The sequence below is a fragment of the Natronomonas salinimetallica genome, assembly GCF_013839515.1.
GTDB lineage: Archaea > Halobacteriota > Halobacteria > Halobacteriales > Haloarculaceae > Natronomonas.
The window spans coordinates 155,947-171,386 of the sequence record NZ_JACDNQ010000003.1 but is presented as its reverse complement, the minus strand read 5'-3'; the positions used below and the strand labels follow the sequence as shown (position 1 = coordinate 171,386).

General features: G+C 66.4%; 15 protein-coding genes and 2 pseudogenes. 13 read left to right on the top strand and 4 right to left on the bottom strand.

What is annotated here, in order from left to right; translation table 11 throughout:
• Positions 1-71: 71 nt before the first annotated feature.
• Positions 72-1,943, bottom strand: a complete 1,872-nt coding sequence (locus HZR14_RS03465; protein WP_181691472.1) for a PINc/VapC family ATPase — start codon at positions 1,941-1,943, stop codon at positions 72-74.
• A gap of 278 nt (positions 1,944-2,221) precedes the next feature.
• Between HZR14_RS03465 and HZR14_RS03460 the strand changes: the two genes are divergently transcribed.
• A complete protein-coding gene (locus tag HZR14_RS03460) occupies positions 2,222-3,763 on the top strand; it encodes a carboxypeptidase M32 (protein WP_181691471.1) in 1,542 nt (513 codons plus the stop codon).
• A gap of 160 nt (positions 3,764-3,923) precedes the next feature.
• On the opposite strand, the gene HZR14_RS03455 is transcribed toward HZR14_RS03460, so the two are convergent.
• Positions 3,924-4,502: an LURP-one-related/scramblase family protein gene (locus HZR14_RS03455; RefSeq protein ID WP_181691470.1), complete on the bottom strand. Its 579-nt coding sequence runs from the start codon at positions 4,500-4,502 to the stop codon at positions 3,924-3,926.
• 106 nt (positions 4,503-4,608) lie between these two features.
• Positions 4,609-4,779, bottom strand: a complete 171-nt coding sequence (locus HZR14_RS03450) for a hypothetical protein (RefSeq protein WP_181691469.1) — start codon at positions 4,777-4,779, stop codon at positions 4,609-4,611.
• Between the two features lie 257 nt (positions 4,780-5,036).
• On the opposite strand from HZR14_RS03450, the gene HZR14_RS03445 reads away from it, so the two are divergent.
• From HZR14_RS03445 to HZR14_RS03405, 9 genes are all read left to right on the top strand, one after another.
• Positions 5,037-5,468, top strand: coding sequence for a DUF4870 domain-containing protein (locus tag HZR14_RS03445; protein WP_181691468.1), 432 nt, complete (start codon positions 5,037-5,039; stop codon positions 5,466-5,468).
• A gap of 127 nt (positions 5,469-5,595) precedes the next feature.
• Positions 5,596-6,693, top strand: a complete 1,098-nt coding sequence (locus HZR14_RS03440; protein WP_181691467.1) for a tRNA (guanine(26)-N(2))-dimethyltransferase — start codon at positions 5,596-5,598, stop codon at positions 6,691-6,693.
• 165 nt (positions 6,694-6,858) lie between these two features.
• Complete coding sequence (locus HZR14_RS03435) at positions 6,859-8,121, top strand: YihY/virulence factor BrkB family protein (RefSeq protein ID WP_181691466.1); 1,263 nt, start codon at positions 6,859-6,861, stop codon at positions 8,119-8,121.
• Positions 8,118-9,020, top strand: coding sequence for a phosphatase PAP2 family protein (locus HZR14_RS03430; RefSeq protein WP_181691465.1), 903 nt, complete (start codon positions 8,118-8,120; stop codon positions 9,018-9,020). Before HZR14_RS03435 ends, HZR14_RS03430 begins: the two co-directional genes overlap by 4 nt.
• Before the next feature lie 35 nt (positions 9,021-9,055).
• Positions 9,056-9,229 (top strand): 50S ribosomal protein L18Ae, encoded by a 174-nt coding sequence (gene rpl18a, locus HZR14_RS03425; RefSeq protein ID WP_181691464.1) that lies wholly within the window; start codon positions 9,056-9,058, stop codon positions 9,227-9,229.
• A complete protein-coding gene (gene pfdA / locus HZR14_RS03420; protein WP_181691463.1) occupies positions 9,226-9,684 on the top strand; it encodes a prefoldin subunit alpha in 459 nt (152 codons plus the stop codon). Before rpl18a ends, pfdA begins: the two co-directional genes overlap by 4 nt.
• A 5-nt stretch (positions 9,685-9,689) precedes the next feature.
• Positions 9,690-10,844: a signal recognition particle-docking protein FtsY gene (gene ftsY, locus HZR14_RS03415; RefSeq protein ID WP_181691462.1), complete on the top strand. Its 1,155-nt coding sequence runs from the start codon at positions 9,690-9,692 to the stop codon at positions 10,842-10,844.
• A 3-nt stretch (positions 10,845-10,847) separates the two neighbouring features.
• Positions 10,848-11,333 (top strand): type IV pilin N-terminal domain-containing protein, encoded by a 486-nt coding sequence (locus HZR14_RS03410; protein WP_181691461.1) that lies wholly within the window; start codon positions 10,848-10,850, stop codon positions 11,331-11,333.
• Positions 11,334-11,362: 29 nt separating this feature from the next.
• Positions 11,363-12,172, top strand: a complete 810-nt coding sequence (locus HZR14_RS03405; protein ID WP_181691460.1) for a histidine kinase — start codon at positions 11,363-11,365, stop codon at positions 12,170-12,172.
• Between the two features lie 162 nt (positions 12,173-12,334).
• Here the strand turns inward: HZR14_RS03405 and tnpA are convergent.
• Positions 12,335-12,547 (bottom strand): annotated as a pseudogene (tnpA, locus tag HZR14_RS03400) (IS200/IS605 family transposase); the annotation flags it as partial.
• A gap of 75 nt (positions 12,548-12,622) precedes the next feature.
• Between tnpA and HZR14_RS03395 the strand changes: the two are divergent.
• The 3 genes and pseudogenes from HZR14_RS03395 to HZR14_RS03385 form a co-directional block, all read left to right on the top strand.
• Positions 12,623-13,075 (top strand): annotated as a pseudogene (locus HZR14_RS03395) (nitrilase-related carbon-nitrogen hydrolase); the annotation flags it as partial.
• A gap of 189 nt (positions 13,076-13,264) precedes the next feature.
• Positions 13,265-13,942, top strand: coding sequence for a nitroreductase family protein (locus tag HZR14_RS03390; RefSeq protein WP_181691458.1), 678 nt, complete (start codon positions 13,265-13,267; stop codon positions 13,940-13,942).
• 241 nt (positions 13,943-14,183) lie between these two features.
• On the top strand, positions 14,184-15,296 hold the full coding sequence (locus tag HZR14_RS03385) for an ATP-binding response regulator (protein ID WP_181691457.1): 1,113 nt from the start codon (positions 14,184-14,186) through the stop codon (positions 15,294-15,296).
• The last annotated feature ends 144 nt before the right edge of the window (positions 15,297-15,440 follow it).

Here is a 15,440-nt window from a genome sequence, read left to right as displayed (position 1 = left end):
GATCCGATCCGGCGCTCGGTGGGACCGACGGCGACGGTCCGTCCCCCGTGAGGGCGGGGACCGACGGTTGCCTACTGGGGGACGACCGAGATCGTCCGCCCGTGGTCGATCGCGTCCTCGAGTTCCTCGGCGATGGCCGAGCCGCGCGAGACCTGGATCTCGCCGCCGCGGGAGACCGTCGCGGTGAAAAGATACTCGTCGTCGGCGCGGATTTCGACGGTCTCGCCGTGGTGATCCCCGAGCGGGATGACGACGTGGCGGTTCGTTATTTCGGGAGTGACGATCTCACCCGCCGTCACCGTGGACCCGCCCGATGCGCCACCGGAGCCGCCCGATGCGCCACCGGAGCCGCCCGCGTTGGCGTCGGGTCGCTCCGAGAGGCTCCGCACGTCGATGTCGATGCCGAGTCGGTCCTCGATCCCGCTGATCCGGCCGCCACCCTTGCCGATGACGTAGGAGATGTCGTCCTCCTCGACCCAGACGATCGCGGTGTTCGATCCCTTCAGTTCCACGTCGACGTGGCCGTGAGCGACGGAGCGGATCTCGCGTTCGATCTCCTGTTTTGCGACCCGTTCGACGCCGGTCTCGGCGGCCGCCTCCGCACCGTCGAGGGGGACGGTGACGACCTGGCGGTTGAACGTATAGATCTCGTAGGCCGGTGTGCCCGTCTCGAAGTCCTCGATGACGATGACCGGGCGGGCGAGGTCCTCCTCGACGAGGCCGTGGGGTACCTTCACCTCGGTCGTCACGTCGTAGACGGTGTGGACCTCGCCGGCCTCGATGTAGACGACGGTATCGGCGACCTGGGGGATCATTCCCAACTCGACGCGGCCGACGAGCCGCTGGAGGGCGTCGATGGCCCGCGTCGCGTGGACGACGCCGATCATGCCGACGCCGGCCATCCGCATGTCGGCGAACGTCTCGAAGTCCGAGGTCTTTCTGACCTCGTCGTAGATGGTGTAATCGGGTCGGACCATGAGAAGCGAGTCGGCGGTGTTGGCCATCGAACCGTCCAGTTCGGTGTACTGGGTGATCTCGGGGCCGACCTGGAGGTCCCGGGGTTTCTCCATCGTCTTGACGGAGTAGCCGGCGTCGTCGATGAACTCCGCGACGGCCTGGGCAAACGTCGATTTTCCCGCGCCCGGGGCCCCCGAAATGAGGACACCGCGCTGTCTCTCGGTGAACCGATCGCGGAGTTCGTCGGCCTTCTCGTAGTCGTCGAGTTCGGTCTTGACGATCGGTCGGACGGCGGTCACCTCGATCCCGTCGGCGAAGGGCGGCTCGGCGACGGCGATCCGCATATCGCGGATCTGGACGATCGTCATCCCCGTTCCGGAGAGTTCGACGAACCCGTCGCTGACGGCACGGGCGGTGTTGATGACGTTGTCGGCGATCGCACGCATCTCCTCCTCGGTCAGGACGCCCTCGTCGATCGGCTCGTAAGCCATCTCGCCGATCGTGCCGCGTTTGGCCATCGGCCGGACGCCGGTCTTGAGGTGGACCGACATCGTCCCCTCGTCGAGGTACTCCTCGACGGCGAGGTCGGGCTCCTCTTCGACCTCCGGTTCGATGTACTCGACGGCGACCCCCTTTGCCTTCGCCACCTCGCTTTGGACGATATCGCTCGTGAAAAGCGTCGCGTCGTGGCGCTCGGCGAGATCACGGATCAGCGCGTCGATCTCGCCCTCCCCGGCGTCACGCTTCTCGATGGCGTCGGGGCGACGGCCGACGTACTCGAGTTCGAGACGCCCGTCCTCGGCCAGTTCGGCGAGCCGCTGGAGTTCCTCCAGCCCGGCCCACCCGCTGTCGCGGCCGTCGTTGGCCTGGGCCTCCAACTCGCCGACGACCGCCTCGGGGACGTAGACCGTGTCGAGTTCGTCGGCCTCGACGCGCGCCGACACACGGCCGTCGATGACCGCGCTCGTGTCCGGCAGAATATCCATATCGGCGATTCGGGCCCGAACGCGTATAAATACCCTGATGGACCGCGTCGCGTGATACTGTCGGCTCCGGTAGTACCGAAAGGCCGAGCGGACGTCGGGGGCGTCCGGATGCGGGGACGCATCACACGCATATGCTGACCGTACCCACACGCATATGCTGACCGTACCCAGTACGAGCGATTCGCGACGACGCTCGAAAGGCGGCAGCCCACCGTTCGCGACGGCGTCCGACCACCCCGATCCGTGGCTTCTTGTCCGGCGCGCCCCTGAGACGGCCTATGGCGAGTACAGACGGCTCCGATCCGGAGGCGGCCGACGGTTCCGGCTCGGAGGCCTACGACGACCTCGTAGAACGGTATGGCCGGGCGACGTACCTGGGCGACGCGAACGCGGTGTTGAGTTGGGACCAAGAGGTGATGATGCCGGAGGGGGGCACGCCGGCCCGCTCGAAGCAACGCGGGGCGGTCTCGGCGGTCGCACACGACGTCCTCGTCGGCGAGGAGACCGCGGAGGCACTCGACGCGCTCGAAGGGGCCGACCTCGCCGACGAGGAGGCGGCCGTCGTCCGTGAGATACGTCGCGAACACGAACGGAACGTGCGGGTACCGACCGACCTCGTCGAGGAGATATCGACGGCGACCTCGGAGGCGCATCCGATCTGGCAAGAGGCCAAGGAATCGGACGACTTCGAGGCCTTCGCGCCGACGCTCGATCGGCTTCTCGACCTCAAACGACGCTACGCCGACCACGTCGATCCCGATGCGGACCCCTACGCGACGCTCTTTGCGGACTACGAGCCCCATCTGGACCTCTCGACCGCCGAAGACGTGCTCGAAGAACTCCGGGCGGGGCTGGTCCCGCTGATCGAGGCGATCGGCGACAGCGCCGCGGAGCCGTACGCGCTGGCGGGGACGTTCCCCGAGGCCGACCAGCTCGAACTGACCCGAGAGGCCCTCGAGACGCTCGGCTACGACTTCGAACGCGGCCGCCTCGATACCGCCCCACACCCCTTTTCGACGGGGACGCAGTTCGACGCCCGCGTCACCACGCGGTTCGACGAGGCCGAGCCGTTCGATTCGCTGGCCTCGACGATCCACGAGTTCGGCCACGCGAACTATACCCTCGGGCTGCCGCGGGGCGAGTACGGCTCCCCCCTCGGCGAACACCGCGGACTGACAGTCCATGAGTCCCAATCGCGGCTCTTCGAGAACCACGTCGGCCGCTCGGAGCCGTTCTGGAAGCTGTTCGTCGACCGCTTCGACGATCACCACGGCACCGACCTCACCCCCCGGCAGGCCTACGAGGCCGCAAACCGGGTGTACGACGACAACCTCATCAGAGTCGAGGCGGACGAGTTGACCTATCACCTCCACATCGTGTTGCGCTTCGAGATCGAACGCGACCTCGTCGCCGGCGATCTCGACGTCGCGGAGGTCCCGGCGGTCTGGAACGATCGGATGGAGGAGTACCTCGGGGTCCGGCCCGATACCGACGCGGAAGGCTGTCTGCAGGACATCCACTGGAGCCACGGCTCCTTCGGCTACTTCGCGACGTACTCACTCGGGAGCGTCCTCGCCGCCCAGCTGTATGCGGCCGCCGAAGCCGAGATCGACGGGCTGGACGAGCGGATCGCGACCGGGGAGTTCGGCGCGCTCCACGAGTGGCTCGCCGAGAACGTCCACGAACACGGCTGTCGCTACAGAACCGATGAGCTGATCGAGCGCGCGACGGGCGAACCGCTCACCGCGGAGTACTTCCTCGAGTACGCCGAGAGGAAGTTCGGCGAACTGTACGATCTGGATCGATACGGCGAACATTGAGACGGCACATCGAGACGGCACATCGAGGGGTGACCGACCTGGGTCGACGCATACGTCGTTTCGAACCCCGTGACGCTCCCCGGCGTTTTTTGCGTGTCGGACGTCGCCCCGCTCTCGGGTCGCCCGACGGACGCCACCGCCGGCTACTGGACAGCCTCCGTCAGTGCCCCTGAATCGCGTCGATGACCATCGCGGCGGCCAGTGTCGCCCCTTTGGGTACGTTGGTGGCGTCGTCGATCGTGATCTCGTAGCGGTCTCGCAGGGACAGTTGCCCCTCGATCGAGCCGACGTGGTTGCCCGCCCGGTCCGTGATCTCGTATTCGTGTGGGATCCACTCGCCGAAGGGAAGGTAGTTGCGAGCCATCGTTACGAGGGCTCCACGGGAGGTGATCTCGGCCAGCACGGTACGGTCGTCGGCGTCCCTGATTGTCCAGGTGTCCTGAAACACCGAGAAGTCGTTGTCCAAAACGACGAGGTCCGCCCCCGTCCGGCTATCGGTGAGCACGTAGTCGCCGGCGATATCGATGATGCTGCTCGCCTTCACCGTGAACACGTCGTTGCCGTCGGCGTCGGTGAACGGAAACTCCTCTTTCGCCTTGAACAGTTTCTGTTTGCCGTTGAGAACGGTCTCGCCGTCGGCATCGTACGCTGCGTACTTGTTTCTGACCAGGCTCTGCTCGACTGTGTACCTGTCGTCCGATAGCTCCACGCCGGTGATGTCGTATGTGTTTGCTGTCATTTGTGTCTGTGTACGTCTCGGGGGTCCCGTCGGGACGAGACCGGCCACGGGTCGCAGGACGCCCCCGTCGGCGAGCGCCAAGGACGCCCTCGTCGGCGAGCGCCAATCACTCCCACGTCGCGCGGAGGTCGTTCCGTTGTAGTCTGATCTCGACGTGCTCGGCTGTCATGTCCGTAGCCGTCTCGAACAGCACCCACCCCTCTTCGACTGCGCCTGGGATGAGATCGTCCTGTGGAAGCCAGAAGCCTTCCTGCCCAGGTTCGCCGTCATCATTCATTTCCAACCGGGCCCCCTCCTCGTGGCGAGTTTCGTCGTCCGGCACCGGGTCCGGGTCCCATCGGACGCTTTCTCGTCGCCATCGGAGCATCCAGCGAGGAACCCCACCCCCGAGACGGCACCCGTCGTGAGGACGGTCCTTCGTTTCATGGGGTACATTTCCTCCGGAACGATATAAGTCGGAATATATTTCCCAGTATGTAATAAATTTATATGGGTTTTATACGCCGTGCGGGGGAAGGCTACGGTAGAGCTTCAATGGCGACCACTACCAGCCAGTCCGATTCCGGCCAGCGGTCGAGCCAGGGGACCCAGACTGGCCTCGACGAGAACGTCGCAGCGGCCCTCGCGTACGTGTTGGGGTGGATCACGGGCATCGTGATGTATGTCGTCGAATCGGACAACAGGACCGTCCGGTTTCACGCCGCCCAGAGCGTCGTCGTGTTCGGCGGCCTGTTCGTGGTGTCGGTGGCGCTCAGTTTCGTCCAGGGCGCGCTCTCGCTCGCGCTGTCCCCGCTTGGAACGGGTGGTAACGTGGCACTCGGGTTGCTGTCGATGGTTCTGGGACTCGTCAGCGCGGTCATCGGGATCGGTGGGTTCGTTCTCTGGGTCTACCTGTTGGTCCGAACCTACCAGGGCGGGGACCCCCGGATCCCCGTCGCGGCCGGCATCGCCGAGAACATCGCCTAATCCGGGGGCCGTCGCCCGGAGGGCCGGCGACGGTCATGCCGTCGGGCGGCGGCGTTGGTGCGACGGATCCCTCGGGGGCCGTCCCGCAAGCGTATGTCTTTTCGCCCCCGCTTTTGAAGGGGACCGTATGGAGGTCACGGAGGGAGCCGTCACGGTCGAGGTGCCCGAGGAGCGACACGGCGCGAGCGAGGGGGCCGGGAGCGGCGTTTTTTATAACCCCGTTCAGGAGTTGAACCGCGACATCACGGTTGCCGTCCTCCGAACCGTCGACGACTGTAGCTCCTATCTCGACGCGATGACCGCGAGCGGGATCAGGGCAGTCCGGGCCGCCGAGACGGGCTATGCGGTGACCGGCTGTGACGTCGATACCGACGCAGTCGAGCTCGCCCGATCGAACCTCGCTCGGAACGGCCTGGCGGGCGAGATCCACCACCGGAACGTCAACGCCCATATGCACGAACACACCCACGACGTCGTCGACCTCGACCCCTTTGGGACGCCGATCCCCTTCGCCGATGCGGCGTTCCGCAGCGCCCGCGAGTACGTCTGCGTGACGGCGACCGACACCGCGCCGCTGTGTGGTGCCCACTTCGAAAGCGGGGTCCGGAGCTACGGCGCGGTGCCGCGGAACACCGAGTTCCACGCCGAGATGGGGCTTCGGGTGTTGCTGTCGGCGCTCGTCCGAACCGCGGCGCGTTACGATATCGCCGCGACGCCCGTGTTGAGCCACGTCTCGAGTCACTACGTCCGGACGTATCTCCGCCTCGACGGCGGGGCGCGGGCCGCCGACGGCCGGATCGAGGAGTTGGGATATATCGATCACTGCCAGCGGTGTCTATGGCGCGAACACGAGCGGACGCTCGTCGCCGACCCGACCGCGGAGTGTCCGGAGTGCGGCCAATCGACGTGGACGGCCGGCCCCGTCTGGCTCGGCCCTGCCCACGACGCCGACTTCGTCGAACGCGTCGCGGCGGCGGTCCCGAAACCGTTCGGAACCGCCTCGACAGCCCGCGACCTCCTCGGGACGGTCGCCGACGAACTCCACCACCCGACCCACTACGACCAGCACCGACTGTATAAACGGTGGGGCGAGCCGAACATCGCGATGGACGACTTCCTCGAACTGCTCGAGGCGGCGGGATACGAGGCTTCCAGGACCCACTACGGTGGGACGACGTTCAAGACCGACGCCGACGTCACCGCGATCCGCGAGGCGGTACGGTGAGTCCGTCGCCGGGTGTCGGAACGCTCGCCGCCGCACGCCCGACCGCCGGAACGCTCGCCGCCGCACGCCCGACCGCCGGAACGCTCGCCGCCGCACGCCCGACCGCCGGAACGCTCGCCACCCGTTCCCGCCGATTATATGTAACCATCAGTCGTATCGGGATCCGTGAATGGGTACGTCGACCGGACGGTGACGGTTGTACGCGGCGTCGCTGCGGGCGCACAGTCCGACCGGGTGACGTTCATCGCCGCCGGGCTGGCCTACTACGCGTTCATCTCGCTCATTCCGCTGTTGTTGCTCGCGCTCGTCGTCACGTCGGTGTTCGGCGACAGCGAGCTCGTCGTGGCGCTGGTCGTCGAGGTTTCCGGGACGCTCGGCGAGGGGGCCGGCGGGGCGCTCACCGACGCGCTGGCGGGGGCGGCCGGACGCGGCGGGGCGACCGTCCTGGGACTGGCCGTCTTCCTCTGGTCGGGGCTGAAGCTCTTTCGCGGCCTCGATATCGCGTTCTCGGAGGTCTACGGCGATCCGGGGCCGGGGTCGCTGCTCGGGCAGCTCCGGAACGCGACGGTCGTGCTCGGAGCGGTCGGGATCGGCGTCGCGGCGACGGTCCTCGTCGGGGCGGCGACCGTCGGACTCGAACCCGGGACGCTCCCCGGCGGGGCGCGCGTGATCGGAATCGTCGGAACAGTCGTCCTTCTCGCGGGGCTGAGTGCGACCTTCTTGCCGCTGTATTACCTCCTGCCCGGCGTCGATTTGCCCGTCCGAGAGGCGCTCCCGGGAGCGGTCTTCGCCGCCGTCGGCTGGACGGCGTTACAGACCGGGTTCCGGGTCTACGCGACCGTTGCCGGCAGCTACGAGGCCTACGGGGTCATCGGCGGCGTGCTGTTGCTCGTGACGTTTCTGTATTTCGGGGGACTCATCCTCCTGGTGGGGGCCGTTCTCAACGCCGTATTGGCCGGGCGGGCCGACGAGCGCACGGGCGTCGCGCCACGGGCGGGCGCGGCGACACGACAGCCGACCACACAACTCGAGGGAACCATGACACGTGATCGACCAGACGACGACGCATCGGCCGAGGACCTCCGGGAGGACCTCGAAACGCTCTACGACGAGTTGGACCGCTTCGAGGATCGGATCGACGAGCGAACGGTCCACCGCGAGGAGATCGAACGCGACCTCAAACGGTACGTACGGGCGCGTAGCCGGCGCGGAAAGGCCCGTGGTTGGGGACCGTATCTCGTCTTGCTTTACGGCACCGCGATGACGCTCGGGGCCTTCTATCTCCTGTCCGGCGGGTGGGCCGTGCTCGCGATGGTTGTCGTCTGGCTCTCGACGCTCGGGCTGTACGCGTTGATGCTCGTCGTCGGGACGACGCTGACGGTCGTGGGGCTACCGGGGCGGCTGAAGGACCGATTCGAGAGCCGATGAGTCGCGGGATCGGCGTCGTCGAGGCCGCCGCCGGCCTCCCCGAGCCGATCGTGGTCCTGGCGGCGCTCGTCACCGCGTTTGGCGACGTCTGGTTCGTCTTTGGCCTCCTTGGCGCCCTATACTGGTTCGGGACCGCACTCCCGGGGCCGCTGTCGCTGTCGCGGGCCCGGGCGGCCTTCGCGGTGGCGCTCGCGCTCGGCGCGCTCGCCGTGACGACGGCGCTCAAGGAGCTGTTTCGGCTCCCCCGGCCGCCCGGCGCCACGGAACCCGCGGGGGCCGAGGCGGTTCCGGCGGCGCTCACCCCGCTGTACGCCGAGATCGGTGCAGCCTCGGGGTTCGGATTCCCGAGCGGGCATGCGGTCTCGGCCGTCGTCGTCTACGGCGGGCTCGGGCTCCTGGTCGGGAGTCGGCGGGGATACGCCGCCGCGACGGCGCTGTGTGTCCTGCTCCCGGTATCGCGGATCGCACTCGGCGTCCACTATCTCGTCGACGTCGCCGCCGGATTGGCGGTCGGCACGGCGTATCTCCTCGGCGTCTACCGGCTCTGTGGCTGGGGATCGAAGCCGGGGCGAGCGATGCTGTTGGCGCTCGGGGCCGCACTCGTCGCCGCCGGAGTCGGCTATACGACGGACACGATGCTCGCGCTGGGCGGAGCGCTCGGCTCCCGGCTGACGTGGGGGATCGTCGGCGGCGAGGTCGTTCGTGGGCCGGAAACGCTCGGGGGCGGGATCGCGGCCACCGCGATCGGGCTAGCCTTTAGCGTGCTTTTCGCCGCCGTCTACGGCCTCGACGTCGCCCCCTACGTCTCGTTTTTGGGGATGGCGGTCGTCGTCGGGGGAGTCCTCGCTGCGCCGCTCGGAGGCGAGGCGCTCGCGCGGCGGGTATCGTCTCACACTTAGGAAGATACTTCCGGCTCGCGTGACGTATTAGGGGTATGAGTGAGTTTACGGTACGGGGGCGGTATCCCGCCCGCTTCGGCGAACAGGAGTTCGAGACGACGGTGGAGGCCCCGAACGCCGACGTGGCCGAGGAGCGCGTCTACACGAACTTCGGCTCCCAGCACAGCCTCAAGCGCACCCAGATCACCATCGACGGGGTGGACGCATGAGCCTCGGTGGTGGCGGCGGCGGCGGCGCGATGCAACAGATCCAAGAGCAGATGCAGGCCCTAGAGCAGGAAAAGCAGGCGATCCAGACGGAGATCCAGAACGTCCGCGAGGAGCAAGGCGAGATCGACGAGGCCATCGAAGCTATCGAGACCATCGAGACCGGCTCGACGGTACAGGTCCCGCTCGGCGGGGACGCGTACGTTCGGGCGGAGATTCAGGACATCGACGAGGTCATCGTCACGCTCGGTGGCGGCTACGCCGCCGAACGCGACAGCGACGGGGCGGTCGACTCCCTCGAACGCAAAAAGGAGGCGCTCGACGACCGGATCGCCGAGCTCGAATCGGAGATCGAGGCGGTCGAAGAGGAGACCGAGGATCTCGAAGCCAAGGCCCAGCAGGCCCAACAACAGCAGATGCAACAGATGCAACAGCAGATGCAGCAGGACGACGAGTAGGGGCGATGTTCGACGGACTGAAGGAGAAACTCGGCAAGTTCAAAAGCGACGTCGAGGCCGAAACGGAGTCCGAGTCCGACGGCGCGGAACCCGCGGGTCCCGACGGCGAGGCCGACACGGGGTCGGCCGCCGAGGCGGAGGACGCGACTGAATCCGGGGCGACCACCGAGGCGGAGGACGCGACCGAATCCGGGGCGACCACCGAGGCGGAGGACGCGACTGAATCCGGGGCGACCGCCGGCTCCGCAGGGACCGACGACGGCAGCGACGGCCCCGGACTGGCGAAGAAGGCCGCGCTCGCCGCCACCGGCCGGACGATCGTCACCGAGGAGGAACTCGAAGCGCCCCTGGAATCGCTGGAACTCGAACTCCTCCAGGGCGACGTCGAGATGGGCGTCGCCCGCGAGATTACCGAGCGGATACGCGAGCAGCTGGTCGGTAGCACGCGAAAGCAGGTCGAATCCGGAGAACAGGTCATAGAGCGGGCGATCGGCGACGCGCTCCGGGAGGTCATAAGCGTCGGGCAGTTCGACTTCGAGAGCCGCATCGAGGCGGCCGACAAGCCGATCGTCATCGTATTCACCGGCGTCAACGGCGTCGGCAAGACCACCTCGATCGCGAAGCTCTCGCGGTGGCTCGAAGAGCGTGGCTACTCTTCCGTGATGGCCAACGGCGATACCTATCGTGCCGGCGCGAACGAGCAGATCGAAGAGCACGCCGAGGCGCTCGACAGGAAGGTCATCACCCACCAGCAGGGCGGCGATCCGGCGGCGGTCATTTACGACGCCGTCGAGTACGCCGAAGCCAACGACGTCGACGTCGTGTTGGGCGATACCGCGGGTCGGCTCCACACCTCCAACGACCTGATGGCCCAACTGGAAAAGATCGACCGCGTCGTCGACCCCGACATGACGCTGTTCGTCGACGAGGCGGTCGCCGGCCAGGACGCGACCAACCGCGCCAAGGAGTTCAACGACGCCGCGGAGATCGACGGCGCGGTATTGACGAAAGCCGACGCCGACTCCCAGGGCGGGGCGGCGATCTCGATCGCCCACGTCACCGGTAAGCCGATCCTCTTTCTCGGCACCGGCCAGGGCTACGAGGACATCGAACGGTTCGATCCCGACGAGATCGTCGACCGACTGCTCCGCGAGGAGTAGGCGATGCGGGATCGGACCGCGGTCGCGGCGCTTTTGATCGGTCTCGCCGCCGCGGCTGGCGGGGGCTGGTTTTTCGTCGCTACGCTTTCGACCGATGCGGTCCCGGAAGCGGACTTCGAGGTCACGGCCGACGCCGAGGCTAATGAGCTCACAGTCGAGCATGCCGGCGGGGAGACGATCACGTCGGGGTCGCTCCGGATACTGGTCTACGAGGATCGCCCGGCCGTACCGGACCGGACCGTCCAGGGACGGTCTGGGAGACCGAGACGGGCGTCGTCCAACCGGGCGACCGGATCGAACTCGAGGACCGACGGTTCGAACCCGGCCAGCGCGTCGTCCTCCGGTGGTTCGGCGAGTCGGGACAGGCTGTCGTCCGGGAGACCGATTTCGAGTAGCGCTCCGACGCTCGCCGTGTCGAACGGGAGAACCCGCCCACCGACGCTCGCCGTGTCGGGTGGGGCGTGTACGTCCGCACCCGGTGAGTCATAATTAAGTATCTGCGAGAGGATCGACTATTGATGAAGGAGTTGCCGTCCTCGTTATCCGGATTCATCGAAGAAGTCGAAACGGTGGACAAGACGCTGTTGTTGTTGAACCGAACGGGTCCGGAGCCGCTCGTCGAACTGCTCTCGGAGGCGTTCGAAAACCAGTCCGTCTCGGTCGAGGAGCGACAGATCCCCGACGGGACCGACGACCTGGTGTGTCTCATCGAGGACGGGGCGGTCGTCGAGACGACGCCGTTTTCGACCCTCAAGGAGGCGTTCTTGTTGGTCAACGTCGATCGCTACCGGACCGGGACGCGCCAGTCGGAGCGCGGCACGTTCCCCGACGTACTGACCGGATTGGACGACGTCGAGTTCGTCGTCTCCGGGTTTCCGGCGTCCACGCGGGAGAAGCTCCTGTTGATCGTGGTCTCGCGGTTTATCGAATACCGCGCGCTCACGGCCGAAAGCGGGGAGCTTCACAGCACCTTCCAGCGACTTTCGCGACTCGACGACGAGTACGGGACCGAGCGAATGTACGAGTGGCTCGGCGATAGCGGCGTCGAAACACACGTATACGGCGTCGACGACGATCCCGACGTCGTCTCGGACCTCGGTTTGGTCGTCCACGACGGCACGACGGAGGAGTACCGCCGTTCGTGGGTCGTCGTGTTCACGCCGGACGGGGACGCGGCTATGGACTCGATATCACCCGTCGGCGAGGACGACGTCGGCTACGTGGCGCTCGTGGCCGTCGAGGTCGGTCGGAACGTCTGGCGCAGCGTCTGGACGTACGACGTCGAGCGTGTCAAGCGAATCCGGGCGTACGTGCGACAGCGGTTCTAGCTCGCGGCGTCACTGGGAGTCTCGGTTCGCGGCGTACTATAGTAGACGTCGCAACTATAGTAGCCATCGCAACTATAGTAGCCATCGCAACTATAGTAGCCATCGCAACTATAGTAGCCATCGCAACTATAGTAGACATCGTAACTATAGTAGACATCGTAACTAGTTACACATCGACTGCACTGCCGCCGTGCGGTCGAGTGTGTATTGCTCAATCGTGTCGGTCGAAACATCACCCGCCGTCCCAACGTAGTACGATTCCTCCCAAAATCCGCCACCCCACAGATACTCCTCCAAGAACGGTTCGTGCTGTTCCCACATCTCCCGCGCCGTGATGCTCTTGACCGTTCGCACAATCTCGCTCGGTGCGTGTCGTTCGAGAATCTTTGATTCTCGTGATGACGAGACGCTCCGCGTCTCGAACCACTTGACCCCGAGGCGGTTCACCCGGCAATGCGCGAGTACGCCTTCGAGACCCAGTCGTTCGTCGCCGCCTGTTCCGCGTACATGAGCAGCGACGTCCCCGAGGACTTCTCCGAGGAGGAACTCGGCTTCAACGTCGCCGCGGGCGGCAGTATGCTTATAAATCCCGCCGGGATCGTCAAAGCCGGGCCGCTGGTCGGCGAGGAGGGGCTGTTGACCGCCGATTTCGAGCGCGACGAGCGCCGGGCGACGAAGGCGTATTTCGACGCGATGGGCCACTATACCCGGTGGGACGCCGTTTCGCTCGACATCAGCGACGAGACGCTGGATCCGGTCGCAGGCCGGGGACGACGCGGCGGCGACGGTCGGTCGGACGGCCGGCTCTCGGCGGCCGTGGCACAGGAGCTCGCCGACGAACACGGCATCCCGATCGAGACCGTCGAGGACGTCGCCGAGGCCGTCTCGGACCGATCCGGGTGATCCGCATCCGGTCCGGGTGATCCGCATCCGGTCCGGGTGATCCGCATCCGGTCCGAATGGAAGGGTTCGATCCGAGCGGTCCGCGTCACCGATGCCCTCGGGTGGTGTCGGTATGGTACATCACACGACAACGGGAAGGGACCGCCGGAACCGAACCGGGAATGGTAGTTGCATTCGTACACCACATCGATGGAATTCGGCGAACTGCTACAGACACGGCGGTCGGTCCACCAGTACAGCGACGAGACGATCGACTCGGAGACGCTCGAATCGATCTTCGAGGCGGCGACGCTTGCGCCCTCCGGCTACAACCTCCAGCCGTGGGAGTTCCTCGTCCTCCGGGAAGGCGACGGGAAGGCGGCCCTCCGGGAGGTCGCCTACGATCAGGCACACGTCACCGAGGCCGATACGGCGGTCGTCGTCCTGGGACATACGGATCCGATGGCCCACGCCGAGGAGGTCTTCGACGACTGGCTCGCCAAGGAGTATCTCCCGAACGAGGACGTCCGCGACGGCCTCCTCGAGAACGTGGCGGGGATGGGCGAAATGCCCGAGTCCGAACGGCGCATCTGGACGACCCGTTCGACCTCACTCGCGGCGATGACGCTCATGTACGCCGCCTGGGATCACGGAATCGGAAGCTGTCCGATGGAAGGGTTCGACCCCGAGGCGCTCGCCGAGACGTTCGAGCTTCCGGAGGCGTACGAGCCGGTCATGCTCGTCACGCTCGGCTACCCCGCCGAGGGCGCGAGCGACATCGAAAACGAGCGCAAAGGACGGCGGCCGGTCGAGGAGGTCGTCCACTACGGAAGCGTCGAGGCCGACGGGTCGACGACGCTTTCGATTCCCTCGCCCGGCGACGACTGATACTGCCGGACGTACCGACTTGAATCGCGAGCCACTCGACACGCACGTTCGACCGGCGGTTTGGACATGGACCGAGTCGGATGTTCACGAACGTACGTCCGGCAGTATGGGACGGGCTGATGTCGTCGGAACCCGGGGCGACGCTCGCCGACGCGTCGGCAGAGGACCCGTATGACGGCCGGCGGTGTCACTCGTGGTATCGTCCCAAACCGTTATCTTCGCGTTGTGGATACAGGGATCAATGAGGGAGACATCGAGCCACCGAGAGCCGGTTCGAGTGCTCTACGTCGATGGCGATCCGGGGTTTCTGAAACAGGTGATGGCGTATCTCGCGGACGAACACGGGCGATTGACAATCGAGACGGTCACCAGCGCGGACGCCGGGATGGACCGCCTGGCGGACGACATCGACTGTATCGTCAGTGGCTACGACGTGGCGGGGATGGACGGGGTCGCGTTCCTCGAAGCCGTCCGTGAGGAGTACGTCGATCTCCCGTTCTTTTTGTACGCCGACAGCGAAAGCGAGGGGGTCGCGAGCGAGGCGATCTCAGCCGGGGTCACGGACTACTTCACGGAGGAAGGCGGTACCGCCCAGTACGCGGTGTTGGCGAATCGCATCGACAACGCCGCCAGTCGGTACGTCGCCGAGCGCCGGGCGAACGAGCGCGAGCGGGAGCTCGAACGACAGAACGAACAGCTCAAACGGTTCGCCAGTCTCGTCAGTCACGACATCCGAACCCCGCTCACCGTGGCCAAGGGTCGGCTGGAGCTGATGGACGACGCGTGTGACAGCCCCCACATCGAGGACGCTTCGCACGCGCTCGATCGCATATCGGTGCTCCTCGAGAAGCTGTTGACGCTCGCCCGCACCGGACAGAGCGTCACCGAGACGAGACGGGCTGACCTCGACTCGGTCGCCCGCGACGCCTGGAAGAACGTCGAGACGTCGGGGCTGGAGTTGGTGGTCAACCGCAACTGTGAGTTGGAGGCGGACCCGGAGCGGCTGCGACAGCTCTTCGAGAACCTCTTCGAGAACAGCATCGAGCACGCCGGCTCGGACGCCACCGTTACGGTCGGCTCGATCGAGTTGGTACCGGTGACGACGCGGGCGACGGGGAGTACGGTCAAGGGGTTTTATGTCGCGGACGACGGTCCCGGCATTCCCGAAGACGAACGGGAGGACGTACTCGAGTGGGGTTTCACCACGACGACGGAGGGGACGGGGTTCGGACTGGCTATCGTCTCCCAGATTGCGAAAGCCCACGGCTGGGACGTCGCGGTGACAGAGGGCGAAGGCGGCGGCACACGATTCGAGATCACTGGGGAGGGGTTTCACCAACTGGACGCCGTTTGAGCGGTCGTGGGCACGGGTCACGAGCTCGTCGTCGGGTCCATCGCAGCCGGAATCCGCCCGGCCGGTTCGGATCCCGCCCGGCCGCGTGTCGGGACCGCACGGAGACGCCGCTGCCGGGCGTGAAAACGGGGTGGGGGGTGGGGA